We start from the raw sequence: 22725 nt of genomic DNA, 5'->3' as shown, positions 1-22725 counted from the left end.
AGCATGCCCCAATACACCCCGCACACCGCCGATTTCGTGGTCGTCGGAGCCGGATCCGCGGGGGCCGCAGTGGCCGCAAAACTGAGCGAGCGACCCGGCGTCAGCGTCGTGGTCCTGGAGGCCGGCGGCGAGGACAGCGACAAATTCGCCCACATTCCCGCGGCGTTCAACCAGCTGTTCCAGGGCCCCAACGACTGGAACTACCGCACCGAACCCCAGCCCGAGCTCAGCAACCGGCGCGTCTACTGGCCGCGCGGCAAGATGCTCGGCGGCTCCTCCTCCATGAACGCCATGATGTGGGTGCGCGGCTTCGCCGCCGACTACGACGAATGGGCCCGTTACGCCGGACCGAGCTGGTCCTTCGAGCAGGTGCTCCCCATCTTCCAGCGCATGGAAGCCGTCGAGGAGGCCAGCGAGCCCGGTGAAGGCCGCAAGGGACCGCTGCACATCTCCCGCCAGCGCAGCCCGCGCCCGCTCACCCACACCTACCTGCAGGCCGCCGCCGAAGCCGGATACCCGGTGGAACGCGCGAATCAGGATCGGCCACAGGGCTTCTCGCAGACCATGGTGACCCAGAAGCGCGGCGCGCGCTGGAGCACCGCCGACGCCTACCTGCGGCCCGCGCGCCAGCAGGGACGCAACATCACCGTTGTCACCGACGCGCACGCCACCCGGGTGCTGTTCGAGGGCAAGCGCGCCACCGGGGTGGAATTCCGGATCGGCGGCGAGACCAAGCAGATCACCGCCAAGCGCGAGGTCATCCTGTCCGGCGGGGCCATCAACAGCCCGCAGCTGCTCATGCTCTCCGGCATCGGCGACGGCGACCGGTTGCAGGAGCTGGAAATCCCCGTCGTGCAGCACCTGCCCGAGGTCGGGCGCGGCCTGCGCGACCACCTGGCCGCGCCCATCATCTACCGCACCAGCGGGGGCAGCCTCTACGGCGCGGACAAGAACCTGCTCGAGCTCGCCAACTACCTGGTGCTGCGGCGCGGGCAGCTGACCTCGAACATCGGTGAGGCCTACGGGTTCGCGCGCAGCCGCGAGGATCTCGACCTGCCCGACCTGGAACTCATCTTCGCGCCCGCGCCGTATATCGCCGAGGGACTGGGGGATCCGGACGGGCACGCGCTCACCTTCGCCGCCGTGCTGCTCAAGCCGGAATCCATCGGCAGCGTCACCCTCACCTCCCCGGACCCGTTCACCGCACCGCGCATCAACCCGCGCTACTGCGCCGAGCCCGCCGACCGCGCCGCCCTGCTCGCCGGTCTGCGCATCTGTACCGAACTGGCGAACCAGCCGGCGCTGAAGGAGCACATCGGCGAGCTCATGCAGCCGGCCGTGCCCTCCGACACCCCGATGGAGGAGGTGCTGCGGCACTGCCTCGAGGACCACTCGCACACGCTGTACCACCCGGTCGGCACCTGTGCCATGAGCCGCGACGAATCCAGCGTGGTGGATCCGGAACTGCGGGTGCGCGGCATCGAGGGCCTGCGCGTGGCCGACACCTCGGTCATGCCGGTGATCACCCGCGGCCACACCCACGCCCCGGCGGTCATGATCGGCGAGAAGGCAGCCGAGCTCATCCTGTCGTGAGGCACGACCGGGGGTGCGAAGTCGGAGGTTCGTGGCACCGGCCGGGTGGCGCTGCAATGATGGGACGCGATGCCTGAGCAAAAGATGCCTCCGCAGTGGCCCGCGCCTCCGTCCTCGCAGCGCCCCGGGCCGCCGAACCGTCGGAAACCGACGGCGCTGGATCAATTGCTGACGCCGTTCCGCGCCATGGAATCCAAGCTGGACCAGAACGGTCCGCTCTCGGCATCGACGGTGCGGTGGGGGCTGCTGGCCATGGCGGTGGGCGTCACGCTGGCCGTGCTCATCACCATGTTCGTCTCCAACGGCTTCGACTCCAATCGCGTGAAGGCGCACGCGCCGGGGGCCGCCCAGCCCACCGGCGCGGTCGCGGGCGCGGCCTTCGGCACCGCCCGGGAGGGCGACTGCCTGACCTGGTCCAAGGCCAATGCCGGCGACCTCACCAAGGTCGACTGCGCCAGCAAACACCTGTTCGAGGTCACCGCGGACATCGACCTGAGCAGGTACCCGGGCAAGGAGTTCGGGCCCGGCTCCCGCTTCCCGGACTCGCTACGCTTCTCCGAGCTGCGCGACGAGCACTGCGTCAGCGCCGCCCAGGAATACCTCGGCGGCCGCCTGGACCCGCGCGGCAAATTCGTTGTCGGCCTGATCAATCCGGGTGAGGCGGGCTGGAAGGCGGGCGAGCGGACGCTGCGCTGCGGCCTGCAGGTCTCCGGCAGCCAGGGCCTCGCCACCAAGCCCATCACCGGCAGCGTGCGCGACATCAACCAGTCCAAGGTCTACGACCTCGGCACCTGCATCGGCATCAAGTCCAACCTGCCCACCGATCCGGTCGACTGCACCCAGCCGCACGCCTTCGAGATCGTCTCCACCGTGGACCTGGCCACCCACTTCAACGGCGGCCCGCCCTCGAAGGACGATCAGGACAAGTTCATGGAGGACGAGTGCGCCAAGGACGCCGGCGACTACCTCGGCGCCCCCGACGCACTGCGCAACAAGACCCTCACCCTGTTCTGGGACGCGCTCGACGCGCGCAGCTGGCTGGCCGGTTCCCGCAGCCTCAACTGCATGGTCGGCAAGGGCGCCGATCAGGAGGGCTTCGCCACCATCACCGGATCGGCCAAGGGCGACATCCAGATCGACGGCCAGGCGCCCGTGCCGCCGCCCAACAACGGCCGCTACACCCCGCCGCCGCTGCCCGGCGCTGCCCCGCCGGTCATCCCCCAGCCACGGTGATGCGGCGGAAGCTGTAGGCATGCCCGTCTCCATGTCCGACGACCGCTTCGAGGAATCGGTCGGCGACGCCCTCGATCTGATTCCGCGGGAGTTGTCACAGGCGATCGACAATGTGGTGGTGCTCATCGAGCCGCGCAGCGACGAGGACCCCCACCTGCTCGGTCTCTACCACGGCATCGCCCTCACCGACCGGGACTACAGCCACTACGGGGGCGCGCTGCCGGACACCATCACCATCTATCGCGAGGCCATCCTCGAGATGTGTCACAGCGAAGAAGAGGTGGTCGAGGAGGTGGCGATCACCGTGATTCACGAGATAGCGCACTATTTCGGGATCGACGACGAGCGCCTGCATCAGCTGGGCTGGGGCTGACCAGCGGCATCGGGAACCGATCGGCGAACCTCCGCGTCCAATCCTCACAACCGGGGTGGAACGGAGAAGGGAGCCCGATCATGGTCGGCCACGTCCTGGTGCAGCCCGAGGTGATCCTCGCGGCCGCTCTGGAACTCGATCTGCTCGCCGAACGCCTCGCAGCAGCCGCGAGCGCGACGGCTCCGGCCACCCACGTGCTTCCCTCCGGCACCGAAGAGGTGTCCTTCCTGGCCGCAGCGCATTTCAACAATGCCGCGCTGACCCACGACCACTCGGTCGCCCAGGGCATTCTCGAACTGCATCACGCCGCCGCCACCCTGCGCAGCCAGCTGGCCCAGTACCTGGCCCAGGACGCCGTGCGCGCGGCCGGTATCGCCGCGATCCAGGTGTAGAGGGGAGATGCACGCATGACGCTGGGAATCACGGGGGTGTTCTGGCTGCCCCGGATGGCCGAATTCAATTCCCTCTGCCTCGATACCGGGGCGCACGCCATTCCGATCGCGGCCGCGGGCAGCGCCTGGGGCGCGCTCACCGCCTCCTGGGTGGACGCCACCAGCACGCTGGCGCGGGTGATGGCCGAGATCGGGGTCGGTCTCGAAGGACTGAACGGGCTCACGGTGCTGGCCCGGCTGGGCGGTTTCACCGTGTGGGCCGAACAGCAGGCCGTCATGGCCGGCGTGATGGCGGGCAAGGCCGCCGCCAATGCCACCGCCTACACCGTGGCCTCCCTCGCCATGCCGAGCCTGCCGGAGATCGCCGCCGTGGAGACCGCGCGGGTGGCCGCGTATTCCAGCGGCGGCGCGCTCAACGGCACCGCGGAGGCAGCCGAGGCGGCCAAGCTGGCGCTGGACATCCGGGCCGCGCTGGTGATGGAAACCTATGAGGCCGCAACGAGTTCGATGGTCGCCACGCTCGGCCAGTTCCTGATGCCGCCGCCCATCGCCGCGGGCGCGGGCTCGGCCAATGCGGGTGGCGACGCGCTCACCATTGGCAGTGATCCGCTGCAGGCGGCGCTCGGCGCGGCCGCCGTCGTGGCGCAGAATCCGGCCGTCACCAGTGCGCTGTCGCAGGTTGCGCAGGTGGCGGGGACGGTGGTCACCAGCGGTGTGACCAGCGCGGGAAACGTTGCGAGTACGGCGATTACGGCCGTCGCGAATGCGGTGACGCAGACACCCGGCCTCGGTACCTCCGGCCTGCCGGTCACGGCGGGCGCGGGTGTCTCGACCGCCGGCGCGGGCGGCGCGGCGCCGGCCACGCAGGCGGTGTCCGTCACCGGCGGCGGTGCGTCGGTGAACATCGGAAATGGCGCGGGCACACTGAAGTTGCCCGAGGGCTGGGGCGCGGGTCTCGGAAACACCGGTGGCGCACCGGCTCCCGCGGCACCGATCGCCGAACCGGTGACCGCCACCGCCCCGGCCGCGACTGCTCCGGTCCGGTCGGCCGCAACCAGCCCGCTGCTCGGCACCCGGGGCAGCGACGAGGAAGAGTCGCACCGCGGCCACGACTACGGCTACTCGGTGCAGGTGTTCGCCGACGGCCGGGTCATCGCGCCCGCGGTCATCGGCGGCGACCCACTGGCCGACCGGTGACCGTCCTCGGGGCGGGCCGCGGGCCGTCGACGCTGTGGTCGGTCACGCTGTCGCTCGACGAAATGCAGTATCTCCTGGAGACATTGGGGATCGACGAGCTTCCCGTGGTGCTGGATGCCATGGGCCGCTACGACAATGCCGCCGACCACGACACCGCCATGGCCGCGGCGGCCGCCGCCCTGACCGAGCGTGAACTGCTCGACGGCGACGAGGTGCATTCCGAACTGGCCGACCGGCTGCGCGTGCTCTACCGGCCGCACTGGGTGCTGGCCGTGCGCTGGTATGTGGCGGGGCAGGTCAACCGGTGCTGTGTGGCCAAGGGCGACGACCTCGAGGTGGTGGCGCTGCGCGGCCCCGGCTCCTGTGTCATCGACGCGGCCGGTCACGATCTGCCAGGCACCGTGATGGCCGCGCTCGGCCCCGCCGATGCGCTGGAACTGTCCGGAATGAACGCGCCCACCGCGGATCTGGCTCCCGTGTTCGACGACGCACTCGATGCCACCACCACGGCCGCGCGACTGGCCGCGGTAGGCACACCGGCCCGCGACGCACCGGTCCTCGCTTCGGCTCTGGTGCAGGTGAATTCGCACGCGGAGATCGTCGGTGTGCACTACGGCGACGGCACCCGTGACGTGGTGGGCACCCACCTCGCGGTGTACAACACCCGGCACGGCCGTTTTATCGCCAGCACCGGCACCGCCGCGGACGGGACGAAGTGGACGTCGCTGGCGGGCGGCACCCCGGCCCGGCTGCGCACGGCGCTGCGGGATCTCATCGAATCCCTGCCGCTGCGAACGGAATTCCCGGGCTAACCCATGGGGTCGTCGCCGCCGGCCGCGATGGCGTCGCCGAACGGTGCGGAATAGCGGCCCCAGCGGGTGCACCCCCAGGTGCCGTCCCCGAACGGCTGCAGCTCGATGGTCTCGGTATTGTCCAGGTGATTGTTGGCGGCGAAAGGCCTGGGCACCCCGGTCAATTCGCGCGAGACCAGCCGCATGGCCGCGCCGTGGCTGACCACGATGACATCATGGGCGTCCGGGCGGCTCAGATAGTCGTCGCGTAGTCGCTGCAGCGCAGGGACGTAGCGGGCGAGCACGTCCTCACCGGATTCGCCACCGGGCACCCGGATGTTCAGATCCCCGAAATGCCAAGCGTGATACACCTTCTGGAACTCCTCGTGCGCGGCCGGGGTGTTCAACCCCTCGAGGTCGCCGAGCTGCACCTCCTGCAGATCCTCCAGCACATCCAGGGTGACCCCGGTGGCGGCCTCGATGTAGCCGGCGGTCTGCCGGGCACGCAGCGCGGCCGAGGAGAACAGCCGCTGCGGCGGGACGGTCAGGTTCGCGCCGTAGCTCTTCGCCTGCGCCACACCGCGTTCGGTGAGCGGCAGGCCCGGCAGCCGGGTGTCGAGGATCTTGCCGACATTGCCCTCGGTCTCGCCGTGCCGGACCAGGATGAGTTTGCCGGTCACAGGTCGGCCACCCCCTTCTTCAGATCGGCCAGCCAGGCCGCGCCGGGTGCGTCCGGCGGCGGCGGGGTGCCGGTGGCCGCGGTGGCGGGCCAGGAGCCGAGGAATCGGATCCGGGCGGCCGTGCGGTGCAGTGCCTTCAGCGCCTCGGCGACCGCGGCGTCGTCGATGTGCCCGACGCAGTCCAGGTAGAAACGGTAGGTGCCCATCCCGGTTCGGGTGGGCCGGGATTCGATGCGGGTGAGATCGATACCGCGGGTGGCGAATTCGGCGAACGCACGCATGAGCGAGCCCGGCTCGTTGGCCAGCTCCAGCACGATGGAGGTGCGGTCGGTCCCGGTGCGCGGCGGCGCCGGCCGCGGGGCGGTGACCAGCACGAAGCGGGTGACGGCCCGGTCGACATCGGCGACGCCCTCGGCCAGGGTGGTGAGCCCCAGGCGAGCGCCGGCCAGCGCGGTGGAGACGGCGGCATCGGCGTGCCCGGCGACGACGTCCTCGGCGGCCGCGGCATTGGAGGCGGAGGTGTACAGCTGCGCCAGCGGCATGGTGACGGCCAGCCACATGCGGACCTGCGCGGCCGCGACCGGATAGGCCGCGATCCGGCGCACCTCGTCGAGCTCGATGCCGGGGCGGCCCACGATGGTGAAGGCCACGTCCAGGTCGGTTTCCGCGATGATCTGCAGCCGCGGGCCCACGGCCAGCGCGTCCAGCGTCGGCGCGATGGAGCCCTCGACCGAGCTCTCGATCGGCACCACCGCGCCCGCGGCCTTACCGGCCCGCACCAGCTCGACGGCCGCGCCCTGGCTCGGGGCCGGGACACGCTCGACCGGTCCATCGAAGACTCCGGTGGACTCCAGTTTGGCGAGGGCCATCTCCGTGAAGGTTCCCGACGGCCCGAAGTAGGCGATACGCGGCACGGTTACGACATTACTTGCGTGCGCCCGGTCGCCCCCGGCTTTGGTCAACTCCTGGGTAACTTCGCACCCCCGGGCACGGTGGTTCAGCCGCCCAATACGGCGAGGGCGGTGGTCACGGCCGCGACCTCGCCGGTTTCGATGGCCAGCAGCACCTCACGGAACGCCTCGACCGCGGGCGGTTTCAGCCCGGTGAGGAACGCGATGTCCGGTGCGGCGAGCGCGCCGCGAATGTCCTCGCCGCAGAGCGCGGCCACGGTCGCCGCCACACCCGCCAGCGCCCGCTCGCCCGAGTCGGTGCGGGCCACGAAACCGCTGCCGCCGTGCACGATTCGCACCAGGAACTCCGACACCGCCTCGTCGTCGAGTGCCAGGTCCAGCACCTCGGCGCCCGGATCGGCGGAGACCGGGCGGACCAGCTCCTCGGTCAGTCCGCGGGCCGGGCGGGACGGGACGGACAGGGTGAGGGCGACCGGTTCGGGCGCGGGGGACGAATCGTGTGGCACGTCTTCACGGTAGCGATCGGCGCGAACCCGCCGGCGCGGCCACCCGGGAAGCCCTTGCGCACGCGACCCACGTCACTTAGCTTAGGTTTACCTAATTCAACTCCCGGAGGTGTGTATGCCACCCGCGGCCCAGGTCGTCGCACCCACTACCGCCGAGCGCGTGCACACCGCCTGCGCGCACGCCGAGAACGCGGTCCTGGCCCTGCCCGGCCTCGACCCGGTGCCCACCTCCGTGCACCTGCTGCGGCAGTGCGGGGACATGGTGCTGGCGGTCCCGATGAACTCCACCGCCGCCGGTCTCGTCCTCGGCTGCGGCGCGAACGGGTCCCCCGCGGTGCTCGAACTCACCGACCAGGCCCCGCTGCCGCTGCGCGAACGCGTCCGCACCCTGGTCTGGCTGCGCGGCTGGGCGCACGCCGTGCCCGCGCACGCCCAGCGCGCGCTGGCCGGCGCGGTCGCCGCCGACCATCCGCATCCGGACCTGCTCGACGTCGGCCACACCGCCGTCCTGCTGCGGCTGGTCATCGACTCCGCGGTGGTGGCCGACACCGCCGGCGCCGACTCGGTCGACCGCGAGCAGCTGCGCGATGCCCGACCCGATCCGTTCTGCGCGCTGGAAGCCGGTTGGCTGCAACATCTTCAGGCCGATCACCCCGATGTGGTGGATCGCCTGGCCCGCCGGCTGCCGCACACCCTGCGCCGCGGCGCCCTGATCCATCCGCTGGCCATCGACCGCTACGGCGTCACCCTGCGCGTCGAGGCCATCGAGGGCGACCACGACATCCGCATCCCGTTCGAGGCCCCGGCGCACGACATCGAATCCCTCGGCCGCGCGGTACACGCCTTGGCGGGCAACCCCTTCCACGGCGGTCTGCACCGCATCTGACGAGTTCGCCGGGCGCCCGCCTAGATTGGCGGGCATGGTTTCGGCTGATCCCGCACCCGTGTGGCCCGCGCCCGAATCGTCCGAATCGGGCCGGCGGGCGATCAAACTCGAGATCGCGGTGGTGCTGGTCGTCACCTTCGGGCTCAGCGGGGCCAATGCGGCACTGTCACTGCTCGAGAGCGCGCTCGCGCCCGGCGGGGTGGGCGGGCAGACCGTCGCGCTGAATGCGCCACGGGCCACCCGGTCGACCATCGACCTGCTCTTCCAGCTGCTGAGCGTGGCCCGTCTGCTCGGCTGGGCGGCGCTGGGGCTCTATCTGTTGTGGCGCAGCGGGATCGCGCCGCGGGCGATCGGACTGGCGCGGCGGCTGCGCTGGCGGGCGGACGTGCTCCCGGGACTCGCGCTCACGGCCGTGATCGGAATCCCCGGGCTGGGACTGTATCTCGCGGCGCACGCACTGGGTGTGAGCGTCACCATCGTGCCCAGTTCGCTCGCGCACTGGTGGCGGCTGCCGGTGCTGGTGCTGTCCGCGTGGGCGAACTCGGCGGCCGAGGAGGTGCTGGTCGTCGCCTACCTGATCTCGCGATTGCGGGCGCTGGGGTGGACGGAGAATCGATCGCTGCTGGCGTCGGCGATCCTGCGCGGCAGCTACCACCTGTACCAGGGCCTGGGCGGCGGGCTCGGAAACCTGGTGATGGGATTGATCTTCGGACGCTACTGGCAGCGCACCAACCGGCTCTGGCCGCTGCTGCTGGCGCACGCGCTCATCGACTCGATCGCCTACATCGGGTACACCTTCCTGCACGGACACGTCTCCTGGCTGCCGTAATCCGATCGGAACGAGCCACGCGGGCGCCGCGGTCGGTACTGTTTTCAGTGATGAACGGCGACGACCCCCAGCACTTTGCACGGATACGCCGGGAGCCGCCGCCGGGACGCCCGGGCGAGCCCCCGGCGTACCCGCCTCGACCCGCAGCGAATCCCGGGCAATCGCAGAGACCTTCGTCTCACCGGCCGCCCGCGGACGGCCGGCCCGTTAACGACGGCAGGCCGCGGATAGAACCAACTCAGGTGATCCGACGCCATGAATCCGGTCCGGACCTGGCCTATTCGCAGGTCCCGCCCGGGAACCCGGCCCCGCGGCAGCGGCCGCCGGGGAATCGCGTTCCGCCGCTGCACAATCGCGGGCCCGGGGACAATCGGATGCCGCCGCCGGGCAATCGGGTGCCGCCCCCGCGGGAGCGCGCCGCCGCCCCCATGGGTCACGCGCCGACCCAGCAGCCGGTCCCCTTCCGGGAGGAGCCGCCGCGCACTCCCCCGCCACCACCCGGCCGGCGCCGCGGCGGCGACGGCCGCCCGCCGCGCGGCTCCCGGCCCCGCAGGAAGCGGCACTGGTTCCGCTGGATCCTGTCGCTGCTGCTGGTGCTCCTGCTGCTGCCGATCGCGGCGGCCATCTATGTCGACACCCACCTGACCCGGATCGACGCCCTCGCGAACTATTCGGGCCGGATCGGCGACACGCCCGGGACGAATTGGCTTCTGGTGGGTTCCGACAGCCGCTCGGGACTGTCCAAGGATCAGGAGCAGCAGCTGTCCACCGGTGACTCCTCCGATGTCGAGGGCGAGCGCACCGACACCGTCATCCTGGTGCACATCCCGAAGTCGGGGCGACCGACGCTGGTGAGCCTGCCGCGCGACTCGTATGTGAGCATCCCGGGCGTCGGCAAGGACAAGCTCAATGCCTCCTTCGCCGCCGGCGGCGCATCGCTGCTGGTCAAGACGGTGGAGGGCGCGACCGGCGTGCACATCGACCACTATGTGCAGATCGGCTTCGGCGGCTTCGCCAATATCGTGGACGCGGTCGGCGGCATCCAGATGTGCCTGGACACCCCCATGAAGGATCCGCTGGCCGGTATCGACCTGCCCGCGGGCTGCCAGACGCTCAACGGGCCCGAGGCGCTGGGCTTCGTGCGGTCCCGCGCCACCCCGCGCGCGGACCTGGATCGCATGCTCAACCAGCGGAAATTCCTCAGCGCCCTGCTGAAGAAGGCGGCGAGCCCGGGCACGCTGGCCAATCCGCTCCGGTCCTGGCCGCTGGTGCGGGATCTGACCTCGGCGCTGAAGGTCGACAAGGGCGCGCACATCTGGGATCTGGCGAGCCTCGGCAATGCGCTGAACAGCGATCCCATCACCACGACGGTCCCGGTCGGTGGATTCGAGGACGTGGCCGGCAGCGGCAATGTACTGCTCTGGGACAAGACGAAGGCGAGTGCTTTCTTCGACGCTCTGGCCAAGGATCAGCAGATCCCGCAGGACTTGATCACCACCGTCGGCAGCTAGGCCGAATTAGGCAATACTTGCCTCAATAAGGCTGTACTCAATAAGGCTGTACTTGGATGACACGCGGTTTGACCAGGCATTAATGTCATCCGCATGTCCACCCGAACCCAGACCAAGCGCAGCAAGTTCCAGGCCTTGCTCCAGGATCAGATCCGCAACGAATTCAATGCCGAACACCAGTACATCGCGGTGGCGATGTGGTTCGACAATGCCGATCTGCCGGTCCTGGCCAAGTATTTCTACAAGCAGGCCGTCGAAGAGCGTAACCACGCGATGATGATCGCGCAGTACCTGATCGATCACGACATCGCCGTCGAGATGCCCGGAACCGAGGCCGCTACTACGCAATTCGCGAATGCCAAGGAGCCCATCGCGCTGGCGCTCGCACAGGAGCAGGCCGTCACCGAGCAGATCATCCAGCTCGCCAGGACCGCCCGGGAAGAGGGCGACTACCAGGGCGAGCAGTTCATGCAGTGGTTCCTGAAGGAACAGGTCGAAGAAGTCGCGACCATGAATACCCTGCTCACCGTCGCCGAGCGGGCCAGCGCGAATCTTTTCGACCTGGAGAATTTCGTGCAGCGGGAAATGAGCGGTCCGAAGGACGCGTCCGGCGCGCCGCACGCCGCGGGCGGCTCGCTGTAATTACTCCGTGGGCCGAAGGTAATTCGGTTCCCGGCCCGGTGGATTCACACAGCAGGCCCGGTCCCTTGCGCTGGACCGGGCCTGTTGCATGTGCTCGGTGCGATATGTACCCGCCTTTTCCTTACTTCTGCGGCACTGTGACAGTGCCGGTGGCGTTGGCGGACAACGTGCCGAACAGCGACTTGACCACGGCCAGAATGGCATCCATGGTTTTTCTCCTCATCTGATATCCGGTGTGATGATCACCGGATCCCCTGAACTTCCGGGGTGAAGAGAACTTAACCGAGCACTCGGAGCGAAACAGGCACTTTTCAGAAAAATCCACGCAAAATTCCGGGCCGTTCACCGAGTGAATCCAGTTCACCGGAGAACGGCCCGGACCATGCCGGTACCGCGGCTGCTCAGCCCGACGGAGTCAGCGCAGCGTGACCTGGCGCGACCGCAGGCCGTCGCGGGAGCGGCGCTCCTCGGAGGTCAGCGGGGCGTCCGACTGCAGCGCGGTCGCCAGCTTCGCACCGAACTCGCGGGCCGGGCCCTCCCACTCGCTCGCGTGCCGCTCCGGATCCAGGTCGAAGACCGGCACCAGCAGACCGTGGGTGCGGAACGAGCCCGCGAACCGCGAACCCTCACCCAGGTGCAGATCACCGGCCGCGTGCAGCCGCGCCAGCGCCAGCATCAGCCGGTCCTCGTCCTCCGGCCGCACCCAGCGGATGTGTGCCTTCTCGCCGGCGTCCACCCACCAGGCGGCGCCGACGGCGTCCGCACCCAGCTCCAGGCGGGCCGACGGCATGATGGCCTGATTGGCCTGCTCGATGGTGGCGGCCACCTGCGGATCCGGGGTGACACCCGCCGGCACCCACCAGTTGAAGTCCTGGTGAACGGTCAGATCCAGGGCCGCACCCGGATCCAGCACCTCGGTGAGCCGCGGCGTGCCATCCACGGTCGCGGCGCTCAGCGACTCGCCGGGGGTGGCGGACTGTGTCCACAGCACGGCGGCGGCCAGATCCGCCGCCGGATCGGCGGACTGGAACTGCACCTGCGTGCCGACGAAACCGATCGGCTCGTCACCGGCCCGCACCAGCGCGGCAACCGCGCCCGGCAGCACGGTGGCGAGGGTGACGGCCCGCTCCGCGGCGACATTCGGCGACAGCTTCAAGGTCGCGGTCGCCGACGGCACGAACTCCCGTAGCGCCACCAGATCGCATTCGGCGGCCAAGCCCTCGAAGGGCCGCGTCACGGCCTGCGCCGCCGCCTCCTGTTCGGCGCGGCGGGCGGCCAGCTTCTGCGCCCGATTCGAGTCCGGCTTGGGACTGTTGCGCTTGCTCTTACCCATGACTGGCAAACCTACTGTGTCTTTGGCCCTCCGCTTCGCTCCGGGCGGGGTTCGCGGCCCCGAAGTCTCGATTCTTCCCTCCTCCGCTCCTCCGCTTCGCTCCCCCCGCTACGTCAGTCCAGAATCGAGACGGCCGCGAACCATTGCGAAATCCCATTGAAGTGGTTGTGGGTGCGGGGGCGTGACTTGTGGTGACGTGCTCGAGCGCAGGGGTCCGGGCGGATTCAGGCGTTGGCCAGGACGGCTTTCGTCCGGGCGGGGTAGTTGGTGGCGATCCAGTCCACGCCGAGGTCGGCGCAAAGCTGGACGTCCTCGGGATCGTCGCAGGTCCAGACGTAGGTGGCGCGGCCGGCGGCGGCGGCCTTGTCGACCAGGTCCGGGTGCTCGCGCAGGGTGCGCACGGACGGGCCGATGGCGGTCGCGCCGACGGTGTGGGCGGCGCCGCCGGACAGGTACAGGGAGGACTCGCCCAGCAGGACGGTGGGGAGCAGCGGGGCCGCGCGGCGGATCCGCCAGACCGCGGTGGCGGCGAACGACATGACCACCGCGCGTGAGTGATCCGCCGAGGCGGGTGCGCCGATGCCGTAGCGGGTGAGTTCGGTCAGCAGCGTGGTCTCCACCAGCGCCCCGTAGCGGACCGGGTGCTTGGTCTCGATGAAAAGCTTGGTGGGACGGCTCTTCCAGTCCAGCACCAGCTCGATCAGCTCGGACAGCGTGAGCACGCCCTCCGGTTCCTCCGCGGTACCGAAGTTGAGCGCCTTCAGCTCTTCGAGAGTCATCTCGCTGACCGCGCCCGATCCGTTCGAGGTGCGATCCACGGTGCGGTCGTGCACGCAGACCAGGTGCCCGTCGCGGGTCAGGCGGATATCGCATTCGACGCCGTCGGCGCCCTCCTGCAGGGCGAGATCGTAGGCGGCGAGGGTGTGTTCGGGTCGCGCCGCCGACGCCCCCCGGTGCGCGACCACGAACGGCGCACGACTGGCCCGGCTCACTTCGCCACTACCTCCTGTTGCTCCGCGGCCGGGGACGCCTCTGCGTCATCCCCGGAAGCTGCATCATCCCCGACCACTGCATCATTCCCGACCACGGCGGCGGGCGCGCGTCGCACGGGTTCGATCACCGGCCGCGCGGGCCCGGTGGCGATCACCCAGCGACGCAGCGTCTTCGGGCGGCCCCGCAGATCCAGGCCCGCGAAGGCGTGCACCAGCCCGAGCGAGGCCACCGCGACACCGGCCGCGACCAGATCGGTCCACATGCTCGCCAGCACGCCGTCGGCCCGCACCTGCAGCGAGGACGCGAACCGGTACAGGATCGCCACCAGCACCAGCACCGCATCGAGAAGCCAAGCCGCCCACCAGATCCGGACCGCCCGCAGCAGCCGCGGATCCGCACCGACCGCCGACCGCAACCGGGCCGCCTCGGTCAGGAAGATGCCCGGCCACACCAGATTCACGATCGGCACCACACAGCCCAGCACCAGGGCGCGCAGCGACCGCGGATCCGACTCGCCCACACTCGCGTACGCGTTGCGGCGGGTTTCGGTGAGCCAGCCGACCAGCGCCACCGCCGACACCAGCGCCAGCACCAGGGCCACCACCGCGGAAACCGTCACTGCCGCATCGGAAATCCACAGCAGCCAGGGTGGGATGAGGCGGGTGCGGTTGCGCAGCAACACGCTGTACCGGCCCAGTTCGGCCAGGGCGGAGAACACGAACACACCGGCGGTGGCCGGCAGCAGCACGGTGATGCGGTCACTCAGCGCGGCCAGCGGGCGATGCCGCGCGGTGGCCGCGACCGGGGGCCGATCCTGCAGGCCCCACTGGGGAATCCGGTGGTACCGCGGCGTCTGCAGCGGACCCGGACGCCGGACCGGCTGCGCGCCATGGGTTCTGCGGCCGGGCGGGCGGGCCACCCAGCGGTAGTTGCGCCGGTCGGCGGGCGCGTCCACCGGTGCGGGCGAGAGCAGGACACCGTGGCAGCGCGGGCACCAGTGCAGCGGCTTGCCCTGTACCGCCCAGCGCGCGCCACAGCGGGCGCACGGCTGTACGACGGCGGATCGCGATCGGCCCACCTGTCCCCCGTTCATCGCTCCACCTCTCCGCGCCTAGTAGATCTTCGCCTCGGGACCGTCACCGGTGAGCGGCCTGCCGATCTGCTGCCAGGCCACCATGCCACCCGAGACCATGACGGCCTCGTAGCCGATCTGGTTCAGGTACTCCACCACCGGTACGGACCGGCCGCCCTGCCGGCAGATCACGTAGATCTCGGCGTCGATGTCGAGTTCGTCGAGCCGGGCGGGCACGTCGGTCATGGGGATGTGGATAGCGCCGGGCGCGCGGCCGATCTGCCATTCGTCGTCCTCGCGGACGTCGAGAAGCTGGGCGGGCACGGGCGCGGCCGAACCCCAGCCGTCCGCAGCGTCGAATTCCGCGGGAACCGCGTCGATCGGCACCGTGGGCACGTGGGGGTTCGTCACGGTTCCGATCCTGCCACGCGCGCGCGAGGGCTGTGGAGTTCCGTGCCTGCGCAGGGTTGGTTTCGGGAGTTATCCACATAATCCACAACCTGATCCACAGGTTGATAGACGACCGATTCGTCCTGGTCGGCCGATCCGGAAGTCCCCTCCCCGTTCCGGAGCGACCGACCTCGGGCCTTTGTCCCGAAAGGCCCCATCCAGTCTGACGCCGCAGGTGAGCGCGCGGTTCCTTTCGCACTCGAAAAAAACGACAACACTACCGAATAACGGAAATCCTGGGTCCGGCCAGGCAAGATCGGTAGCCTGGCGCTATGACTGTGAGCAGGGGGCTACTCGACGGCCTGGACATCAACGGACTCAACCGCGCGCTGTCGGAGGCGACATGCCTCGGCATCGACGTCGACACGGCGCGCGCCACACTACGGCTGGAACTCGACGTGCTGACCCTGCCCGAGGACGGTCCCCCGCCGGCGGACTGCGATATCTATCTGACCCTCACCGGGGTCAACCGGGTCGCCGCCTCGCTACGCCGGCAGCGCTGGGACGACAACGAGCCGGTTGTGCTCCCGCTCACTCTCGACGGCCTGCACGACGCCGTCCGGAGCTTCGGCGGCGGCGCGCTGCACGGCTGGGACTTCCTCGACCTCGCCGACAGCTCCTGGAGCCAGTGGCGCAAACTGCTGAGCTTCGACACCACGCTGAGCGACACGCCCGGCGCCCACATGATGGAGTTCTCCCAGGAGGAGGGCGTCGACCCGCGCGAACTCGACGTGCGCGTGTGGTTCGAGGGCGTGGAGGTCACCGACAGGCAGGGCAACCCGATCCCGTTGCCGGACTTCATCGCCGGCGGCGTCCGGTGGTGGCAGGCGCACGACGCGGGCGACCCGCGCACCATGCGGCCGGATGTCGTCCCACCGCTGTAGCGAGGGGCGGACACGCTCGAGGGGTTCGGGGACCAAGTCCCGGAACCCCTTTCGATGTGACCCGCCGACGTGCCTGCGCGATGGTCCGCCCAAGTGCTTACGCGCCAAGCCCGATCGTGCAGCTCACGCCGGTGCCGTGGTCCGGGCAGTAGCCGCCGGGGTTCTTGGCCAGGTACTGCTGGTGATAGCCCTCGGCGAAGAAGAAGGCGGAAAGGTCCGGCAGCGGGGCGATCTGGGTGGTGATCTCACCGAATCCGGCCGCCGTCAACCGTTCCTGATAGCCGGCCCTGGTCGCCTCGGCCACCGCGCGCTGCTCGTCGCCGAGGGTGTAGATCGCCGAACGGTATTGGGTGCCACGGTCGTTGCCCTGCCGCATGCCCTGCGTCGGATCGTGGTTCTCCCAGAACTGCTTCAGGATCGCGGCGTAGTCGATCACCTGCGGGTCGAAGGCCACCAGCACCGCTTCGGTGTGCCCGGTCCGGCCGGAACACGCCTCCTCGTAGGTGGGGTTCGGGGTGAATCCGCCCGCGTAGCCGACGGCGGTGCTGTACACGCCGTCCAGCTCCCAAAAGCCCTGCTCCGCACCCCAGAAGCAACCCATGGCCAGCACCGCGAGCTGCGTGCCCGCCGGAAACGGAGGTTTGAGGGAATGTCCACTGACATAGTGCTTGTCCGGTACCACCAGCGGCTCGGAACGGCCGGGCAACGCTTGCCCGGCTGTCACCATGATCGGTTCCGGTAGTCGCACCCGCCCGACGAACTCGTCGTACCACGACATGACTCGATGCTACGGGACCGGGCACGACCGGCAGCGGCGTTGCGTTCAGGCGAATTCCAAAGGTTGGGAAAGATATACATCGGGTGGAATGTGGGGGCGCGCAGCCCGGTTGGAGACGAGCGGGTGTACGAATGATGGTTGGGTGCGCCTCGGCACCTGCCGAGGGCACACGGCCCCGACACGGAAAGGGACATCGTGGCTGTTTACACGCTGCCAGACCTCGATTACGACTACAGCGCCCTGGAGCCCTTCATCTCCGGGCAGATCAACGAGATCCACCACACCAAGCACCACGCGGCCTACGTCGCGGGTGTCAACGCGGCCCTCGAGAAGCTGGAGGAGGCGCGTGCCAAGGACGACCACGCCGCCATCTTCCTGAACGAGAAGAACCTCGCGTTCCACCTCGGCGGCCACGTCAACCACACCCTCTGGTGGAAGAGCCTGTCCAAGGAAGGCGGCGACAAGCCGGTCGGTGACCTGGCCTCGGCCGTCGACGAGGAGTTCGGTTCCTTCGACAAGTTCGTCGCGCAGTTCTCGGCGGCCGCCAACGGCCTGCAGGGCTCCGGCTGGGCCTGGCTGGGCTACGACACCCTGGGCAACAAGCTGCTCACCTTCCAGCTGACCGACCAGCAGGGCAACGTGCCGCTCGGCATCATCCCGCTGCTCGGCCTGGACATGTGGGAGCACGCCTTCTACCTGCAGTACAAGAACGTCAAGGCCGACTACGTGAAGGCGTTCTGGAACGTCGTGAACTGGGCCGAGATTCAGGACCGCTACTCCAAGGCGGTCAACCAGGGCAAGGGTCTGATCTTCGGCTGATGCCCGTCGGGCTCCGGCCCGCTCGTACGCCTGAGGCCCGCGAACCGCATCGGTTCGCGGGCCTTTCGCATTTGCGGGGTCCGGGTGCTAGCACTCTCTGGTACTTGTGTGCCAGTTCTGTTCGGGTACAACCTGGTGTTCCCAACAGCAGCACCGGGCACAGTCGCCCCCGGGAGGTTCGGGAGGCACATCATGAATGGTCAGGTCGGCGTCATGCCGTTCCATGCGCATGGTTCGCTGCAGGGTTTCGTGATCTCCGGACGCTGGCCGGAGTCCACCAAGGAATGGGCGCAATTGCTGGTGCTCGCGGTGCGGGTGGCCGGTCTGCCGGGGTTGTTGCCCACCTCGACGGTGTTCGGGGCGCGCGAGGAACTCCCCGATGACCCGGATCCCGCGATGGTGGGGCTGGTGATCGCCGAGGGCACGGTGCTGGGGACGGAAGGGTTGCAGCCGGGCATGTTTGCCGGTCATGTGCCACCGGCCCTGATCATGTTGCACCCGCCGCGCGAGACGCGGCCCTCGCTGCCCGAGTGCGCGGGCGCGGCCTCGGGGTGCCTGCTGCTGCCGGGGCTGCCGCATCTGGGACTCGAACATCGGGCGGCCTGGGTGGAGACCGACAGCGACGGCACGGTGACCTCGATGGTTTCGCGGGTGGGGGTGGATCCGATCAGTGATCCCGACACCGCGGTTCTGGCCATGCTGCTGGCCGCATAAGGGTAACCGAAACCTTTCGGCAGCATCGCCAAACTTATTGTGCGCATTGCGATTTGGGTAACGGCCATTTGCCCGCGCCTGGTTTGCCGGGGTAACATGGCGGCCGAGCGAAGGGGAGTAGCCCCCAATCACGCCGTCGACATACTGATCCTCCCGGATCCGGCGCGTGAACCGGATCTTCTCCGGTGGGCGAGACCTTCGGCCGACGAAAACCAAACCGATTGACCGGTGCGGTGTCGGCTGAAGCGTCCCCGCATTTCAGCCGACAGGCCGGAGACCTGGGAGCTGACCTTCATGATCGCCACGATATTGCTGAGTTTCGGCGTGCTGTTCCTCGCCGAACTGGGCGATAAATCGCAACTCATGGCCCTGACCTTCGCGCTGCGCTACCACTGGTGGGTGGTGCTGTCGGGCATCACCGTCGCGAGCGTGCTGGTGAACCTGATCGCCGTCGGCGTCGGCCACTTCCTGGGCGCGGCGCTGCCGACCGGAGTCATTTCCCTGTGTGCCGCAGCCACTCTCATCGCGGTCGGCCTGTGGACCCTGCGTGAGACGCTACCGTCGAACGCCGGCGAGGACGAGGGAGAGATCGCGCCGCAGCCGAAGTCGCGCTCGGCGTTCCTGGTGGTGCTGTCGGCCTTCCTGCTGGCCGAGCTCGGTGACCGCACCATGTTCGCCACCATGGCCCTGGCCACCAAGAACGGCTGGGTCGCGGTGTGGATCGGGTCGGTTGCGGGCATGGTGGCCGCGGGCGCGCTCGCCATCCTGATCGGCGTGACCGTCGGCAAGCACATTCCGGAGCGGTTCATCGCCGGCTGCTCGGGCCTGCTGTTCCTCTACTTCGGTGCGCTGACCCTGCTGGAGGCCTTCGCCCACGGCCTGGGCACCCCGGCCATCGCGGTGCTGTCTCTGGCCCTGCCGGCGCTCGCCGGCGGCGCGCTGTGGCTGCTGCACCGCCGGGCCGAGACCGTCGTCCCGGCGAGCTCAGTCACCGAGCACGGTATTGCCGAACAGGTCCCCGCTGCGCCGCACGAGGTCCAGTAGCGGTTCCCGCAACTCCCGCAGCCCGTCCAGGTCGCCCACCGCGACCCGGGCGGTGACCATGGCGCTCAGGGCCGCGACCAGGGTCTGACAGGCGAAGCGCTGCTCCTCGGTGTCCGCGCCGAGCACATCGGCGACCATGGCCACGAAGGTCTCCTGCAGCTGGGTGCGGCGCGCGATGGCCTCGGGGCCGACCGCGTAGACCTCGACGAGAAACAAACGGGCGTAAGCGGGTTGGCCCGCGAGCGCATCCAGGTACGCGCCGAGCACGCGTTCGATGCGCTCGGTGCGGGTCTCGCCGTCGAATTCCGCGCCGGTGGCGGTCAGGATGCCGGTCAGCATGAGTTCCGCGGCGCGCTCGTAGGCGGCCTCGAAACAGTCCTCCTTGGAACGGAATTGCTCGTAGAAGGTCTCGCGGGAGACGCCGGCCCGCTTGATCACCGCGGCCACCGGCGTTCCGACATAACCGTTCTCGGCCATCGCCTCAGCCAGAGCGAGCAGGATGCGGTCGCGCTGGGCGGCCACCACGGTTTCGCGGGGCAGGCCGTGGCGGCCGCGGGGCAGTTGGCGGGTTGCCGATTCGGGCATGTGCAGGACTCCGTTGGCCTCGAGCGATTCAGGCGAGCTTTCTCATTCTGCTGGAGCGAGCCGGTTGATCGGTCGTGAAATCCGCCGGTTCGGTGCGGGCGATCTCGAGTCCGCCGGCCACGCCCCCGCGTAGTGAATAGTCCACCAGGCGCTGGGCGAGCGGACGACACCACAGCACCATGCTCACCCAGTACGGCGAGACGATGCGACGGGAACGGCGGGCCAGGGCGCGTTCACAGGCGTCGATGGCCGGGCCCAGCGGGGCGATGCCGGAGACGGTGGAGCGGCCCAGAATGCTGCGCGCGGCCTCGGTGCCGAAACCGCGGCTGGTCATCTCGGTGTCGAGTTCGGCGAAGTAGGCCATGCCGACCCGGGCGCCGGTGTGGCGCAGTTCGATCCGCAGGGTGTCGCCGAGCGCCTCAACCGCGGCCTTGGAGGCGCTGTAGGCGCCGGCCAGGGGCAGGTGGATGGCCGCGGCGAGCGAGGAGATGAGCAGGACGTAGCCACCGGGGTGCGCGAGGTGGGGTCCGGCGGCGCGCAGCGTGTAGTAGGCGCCGAGCACATTGACCGTGAGGGTCTCCTCGAGCACGCTGGGGTCGCCGTCGAGCAGGGACAGTTGCCGGGCGATCCCGGCATTGCACACCACCGCGTCCAGGCCGCCCAGTTCGGCGGTGAGGGAGTTGACGACCCGCTCCACCTGCGCCGGGTCGCCGACGTCGCAGTAGCGCCAGGGCGCGTCCCCGCATTCGGCCGCGACCTGGGCCAGCAGTGACTCCTCGATGCCGAGCAGGGCCACGTGCGCCCCGTGCACGTGCAGCTGGCGGGCCAGGGCGGCCCCGATGCCACGGGCCCCGCCGGTGATCAGGATGCGTTTGCCGGCCACTCGCGGGGCCGGACGGCGGAATCCACGGCGAAGACCGGCCGTGCTGACGTTCATGTCTGTGAAACTACCACTTATACGAACACCCGTGTTCGCAAATCTTGCGAGCCTCTTGCGTAGGCGTGCGCACAGCCCGGCTATGGTGCCTATTGACGGAGGGCCAGTGAGAGGGCCGTCCACAGTCGAGAGGACCAATCACCGTGGAGATTTCGGGCTCCGCCGCCATTGTCACCGGAGGTGCGTCCGGGCTGGGCGCCGCCACCGCCAAGCGTTTCGCCGACGCCGGCGCGACCGTGTTCGGCCTGGATCTGGCTCAGTCCATCGAGCGTGCGGGCGACAGCGTCCCCGCCGGTGTCACCCTCATCCCGACCGACGTCACCAGCGGTGACGAGGTGGCCGCCGCGGTCGCCACGGTCGTGGAATCCGGTGTGCCGCTGCGCATTGTCGTCAACTGCGCCGGTGTGGGCTGGGCGGGACGCATCCTGTCCAAGAACGGCCCGCACGACCTGGAGCTGTTCCGCACGGTGATCACCGTGAACCTGCTCGGCTCCTTCAACGTGATGCGCCTGGCCGCCGACGCCATCGCCAAGACCGACCCGGTCGACGAGTACGGCTCGCGAGGTGTGATCATCAACACCGCCTCGGTCGCGGCCTTCGAGGGCCAGATCGGGCAGATCGCCTACTCCGCCTCCAAGGGCGGCGTCGCCGGCATGACCGTCCCGGCCGCGCGTGACCTGGCGCAGTTCGGCATCCGCGTCAACACCATCGCCCCCGGCATCATCGACACTCCGATGCTGGCCGGCGTCACCGAGGAGTACCGCAAGGGCCTCGAGTCGGGCGTGCCGTTCCCGTCCCGCCTGGGCCGCCCGGACGAGTACGCGCAGCTCGCGCAGTACATCACCGAGCACGACTACCTGAACGGCGAGACCATCCGCATGGATGGCGCGCTGCGCATGGCACCGCGCTGACGCTGGGCCTCGGGGGCTTCGCCCCCGAATCCCCATCAGGGAATTTCGGGGGCCTGCCCCGGACCCCCGGACAGCAACAAGGCCCGCACCGGATTCCGGTGCGGGCCTTGCCAATTCACGACTCAGTGAGTTGCGGGGCTAGAGCCCGCAGCCTCCCTAGTGCGGGCGGACGGCCGCAGCCTGGGGGCCCTTCTTGCCCTCGGTGATCTCGAAGGAGACCGCCTGGCCCTCCTCGAGCTGACGGTAGCCGTTGCCCTCGATCTCCGAGTAGTGGACGAAAACGTCGGGGCCGTCTTCGCGGGCGATGAAGCCGTAGCCCTTCTCCGCGTTGAACCACTTGACGGTGCCCTGAACCATTACCTTCTCCTGACGAGGTGTTTCTTTTAGTGCGTGGGTACCGCGGCCGCGGTACCCGGGGTCGATCAGAAGGCGGCTTGCAACTTGCCTGGCAAGGTGAAGCGACGCCCGCACACTGTTCCGCGCGAGCATGTTGAACACGAACACGAAAACTTACGACCAAGACGTACAACGTACGCGTCCGTGGCGAGTTCCCGAAATCATCGAGAGATGTGAATCGTCACACTAGCGACAAACAGGGCATGACCAATTCCCGCTTGCTATAGGTCGGGCTCCTGCGGAAACACCGCAGGAGCCCGATCCG

General features: G+C 69.3%; 26 protein-coding genes. 15 read left to right on the top strand and 11 right to left on the bottom strand.

All coding sequences use genetic code 11. The features are described 5' to 3' along the window. Nucleotides 1-3 precede the first annotated feature (3 nt). From ACFXHE_RS19195 to ACFXHE_RS19170, 6 genes are all read left to right on the top strand, one after another. Entirely contained in the window at nt 4-1593 is a 1590-nt protein-coding gene (locus ACFXHE_RS19195; protein WP_379384706.1) for a GMC family oxidoreductase, read from the top strand. Between the two features lie 186 nt (nt 1594-1779). Continuing rightward, nucleotides 1780-2826, top strand: coding sequence for a septum formation family protein (locus ACFXHE_RS19190; protein ID WP_379384774.1), 1047 nt, complete (start codon nt 1780-1782; stop codon nt 2824-2826). Nucleotides 2827-2845: 19 nt separating this feature from the next. Next, nucleotides 2846-3199, top strand: a complete 354-nt coding sequence (locus tag ACFXHE_RS19185; protein ID WP_379384704.1) for a metallopeptidase family protein — start codon at nt 2846-2848, stop codon at nt 3197-3199. A gap of 80 nt (nt 3200-3279) precedes the next feature. Beyond that, nucleotides 3280-3591 carry a PE domain-containing protein gene (locus ACFXHE_RS19180; RefSeq protein WP_379384702.1) on the top strand — a complete coding sequence of 104 codons (312 nt, stop codon included), beginning with the start codon at nt 3280-3282 and terminating at the stop codon, nt 3589-3591. Nucleotides 3592-3606: 15 nt separating this feature from the next. After that, nucleotides 3607-4788, top strand: a complete 1182-nt coding sequence (locus ACFXHE_RS19175) for a PPE domain-containing protein (protein ID WP_379384700.1) — start codon at nt 3607-3609, stop codon at nt 4786-4788. Next, on the top strand, nt 4785-5600 hold the full coding sequence (locus ACFXHE_RS19170) for an ESX secretion-associated protein EspG (RefSeq protein WP_379384698.1): 816 nt from the start codon (nt 4785-4787) through the stop codon (nt 5598-5600). Before ACFXHE_RS19175 ends, ACFXHE_RS19170 begins: the two co-directional genes overlap by 4 nt. On the opposite strand, the gene ACFXHE_RS19165 is transcribed toward ACFXHE_RS19170, so the two are convergent. The 3 genes from ACFXHE_RS19165 to ACFXHE_RS19155 form a co-directional block, all read right to left on the bottom strand. Further along, nucleotides 5597-6259, bottom strand: coding sequence for a histidine phosphatase family protein (locus ACFXHE_RS19165; protein ID WP_379384696.1), 663 nt, complete (start codon nt 6257-6259; stop codon nt 5597-5599). The genes ACFXHE_RS19170 and ACFXHE_RS19165 overlap by 4 nt on opposite strands. Then, nucleotides 6256-7173: a prephenate dehydratase gene (gene pheA / locus ACFXHE_RS19160; protein WP_379384694.1), complete on the bottom strand. Its 918-nt coding sequence runs from the start codon at nt 7171-7173 to the stop codon at nt 6256-6258. The genes ACFXHE_RS19165 and pheA overlap by 4 nt, the downstream gene beginning before the upstream one ends. Before the next feature lie 83 nt (nt 7174-7256). Beyond that, nucleotides 7257-7676, bottom strand: a complete 420-nt coding sequence (locus ACFXHE_RS19155; RefSeq protein WP_379384692.1) for a hypothetical protein — start codon at nt 7674-7676, stop codon at nt 7257-7259. 115 nt (nt 7677-7791) lie between these two features. Between ACFXHE_RS19155 and ACFXHE_RS19150 the strand changes: the two genes are divergently transcribed. From ACFXHE_RS19150 to ACFXHE_RS19135, 4 genes are all read left to right on the top strand, one after another. Continuing rightward, nucleotides 7792-8562, top strand: coding sequence for a DUF2470 domain-containing protein (locus ACFXHE_RS19150; protein WP_379384690.1), 771 nt, complete (start codon nt 7792-7794; stop codon nt 8560-8562). 34 nt (nt 8563-8596) lie between these two features. Further along, nucleotides 8597-9391, top strand: coding sequence for a CPBP family intramembrane glutamic endopeptidase (locus ACFXHE_RS19145; RefSeq protein ID WP_354847548.1), 795 nt, complete (start codon nt 8597-8599; stop codon nt 9389-9391). A gap of 242 nt (nt 9392-9633) precedes the next feature. Beyond that, complete coding sequence (locus tag ACFXHE_RS19140) at nt 9634-10902, top strand: LCP family protein (RefSeq protein ID WP_379384688.1); 1269 nt, start codon at nt 9634-9636, stop codon at nt 10900-10902. 93 nt (nt 10903-10995) lie between these two features. Next, on the top strand, nt 10996-11544 hold the full coding sequence (locus ACFXHE_RS19135; RefSeq protein WP_379384686.1) for a ferritin: 549 nt from the start codon (nt 10996-10998) through the stop codon (nt 11542-11544). Between the two features lie 415 nt (nt 11545-11959). Here ACFXHE_RS19135 and ACFXHE_RS19130 read toward each other — a convergent pair whose 3' ends face one another. From ACFXHE_RS19130 to ACFXHE_RS19115, 4 genes are all read right to left on the bottom strand, one after another. Then, nucleotides 11960-12877, bottom strand: a complete 918-nt coding sequence (locus ACFXHE_RS19130; RefSeq protein WP_379384684.1) for a DUF5926 family protein — start codon at nt 12875-12877, stop codon at nt 11960-11962. A 224-nt stretch (nt 12878-13101) separates the two neighbouring features. Continuing rightward, the gene (locus ACFXHE_RS19125; RefSeq protein ID WP_379384682.1) at nt 13102-13869 is read right to left on the bottom strand and encodes a glycerophosphodiester phosphodiesterase; all 768 of its coding nucleotides are present in this window, start codon (nt 13867-13869) and stop codon (nt 13102-13104) included. Then, nucleotides 13866-14963, bottom strand: a complete 1098-nt coding sequence (locus ACFXHE_RS19120) for a DUF4328 domain-containing protein (RefSeq protein WP_379384680.1) — start codon at nt 14961-14963, stop codon at nt 13866-13868. Before ACFXHE_RS19120 ends, ACFXHE_RS19125 begins: the two co-directional genes overlap by 4 nt. Nucleotides 14964-14981: 18 nt before the next feature. Continuing rightward, entirely contained in the window at nt 14982-15353 is a 372-nt protein-coding gene (locus tag ACFXHE_RS19115; protein ID WP_379384678.1) for a rhodanese-like domain-containing protein, read from the bottom strand. Nucleotides 15354-15664: 311 nt separating this feature from the next. On the opposite strand from ACFXHE_RS19115, the gene ACFXHE_RS19110 reads away from it, so the two are divergent. Further along, the gene (locus ACFXHE_RS19110; protein ID WP_379384676.1) at nt 15665-16276 is read left to right on the top strand and encodes a hypothetical protein; all 612 of its coding nucleotides are present in this window, start codon (nt 15665-15667) and stop codon (nt 16274-16276) included. Between the two features lie 97 nt (nt 16277-16373). Here ACFXHE_RS19110 and msrA read toward each other — a convergent pair whose 3' ends face one another. Then, the gene (gene msrA / locus ACFXHE_RS19105; protein WP_379384674.1) at nt 16374-17054 is read right to left on the bottom strand and encodes a peptide-methionine (S)-S-oxide reductase MsrA; all 681 of its coding nucleotides are present in this window, start codon (nt 17052-17054) and stop codon (nt 16374-16376) included. 195 nt (nt 17055-17249) lie between these two features. On the opposite strand from msrA, the gene ACFXHE_RS19100 reads away from it, so the two are divergent. The 3 genes from ACFXHE_RS19100 (at nt 17250) to ACFXHE_RS19090 (ending at nt 19631) form a co-directional block, all read left to right on the top strand. Next, nucleotides 17250-17873 (top strand): superoxide dismutase, encoded by a 624-nt coding sequence (locus tag ACFXHE_RS19100; protein ID WP_354847526.1) that lies wholly within the window; start codon nt 17250-17252, stop codon nt 17871-17873. A gap of 192 nt (nt 17874-18065) precedes the next feature. Beyond that, nucleotides 18066-18587, top strand: coding sequence for a peptidase (locus ACFXHE_RS19095; protein WP_379384672.1), 522 nt, complete (start codon nt 18066-18068; stop codon nt 18585-18587). Between the two features lie 294 nt (nt 18588-18881). Further along, nucleotides 18882-19631 (top strand): TMEM165/GDT1 family protein, encoded by a 750-nt coding sequence (locus ACFXHE_RS19090; RefSeq protein ID WP_379384670.1) that lies wholly within the window; start codon nt 18882-18884, stop codon nt 19629-19631. Here ACFXHE_RS19090 and ACFXHE_RS19085 read toward each other — a convergent pair. Further along, nucleotides 19572-20216: a TetR/AcrR family transcriptional regulator gene (locus ACFXHE_RS19085; protein ID WP_379384669.1), complete on the bottom strand. Its 645-nt coding sequence runs from the start codon at nt 20214-20216 to the stop codon at nt 19572-19574. The two genes, ACFXHE_RS19090 and ACFXHE_RS19085, sit on opposite strands and share 60 nt — an antisense overlap. Nucleotides 20217-20244: 28 nt before the next feature. Then, nucleotides 20245-21153, bottom strand: a complete 909-nt coding sequence (locus ACFXHE_RS19080) for an SDR family NAD(P)-dependent oxidoreductase (protein ID WP_379384667.1) — start codon at nt 21151-21153, stop codon at nt 20245-20247. A 143-nt stretch (nt 21154-21296) separates the two neighbouring features. On the opposite strand from ACFXHE_RS19080, the gene ACFXHE_RS19075 reads away from it, so the two are divergent. Continuing rightward, nucleotides 21297-22064 (top strand): SDR family NAD(P)-dependent oxidoreductase, encoded by a 768-nt coding sequence (locus tag ACFXHE_RS19075; protein WP_354847511.1) that lies wholly within the window; start codon nt 21297-21299, stop codon nt 22062-22064. A gap of 156 nt (nt 22065-22220) precedes the next feature. Here ACFXHE_RS19075 and ACFXHE_RS19070 read toward each other — a convergent pair whose 3' ends face one another. Next, nucleotides 22221-22421: a cold-shock protein gene (locus tag ACFXHE_RS19070; RefSeq protein ID WP_033085228.1), complete on the bottom strand. Its 201-nt coding sequence runs from the start codon at nt 22419-22421 to the stop codon at nt 22221-22223. Nucleotides 22422-22725 lie beyond the last annotated feature (304 nt).

Source organism: Nocardia sp. NPDC059229, assembly GCF_042754165.1.
Taxonomy (GTDB): domain Bacteria; phylum Actinomycetota; class Actinomycetes; order Mycobacteriales; family Mycobacteriaceae; genus Nocardia.
The sequence above is the reverse complement of the archived record's forward strand: the minus strand, read 5'-3'. Positions and strand labels throughout refer to the sequence as shown.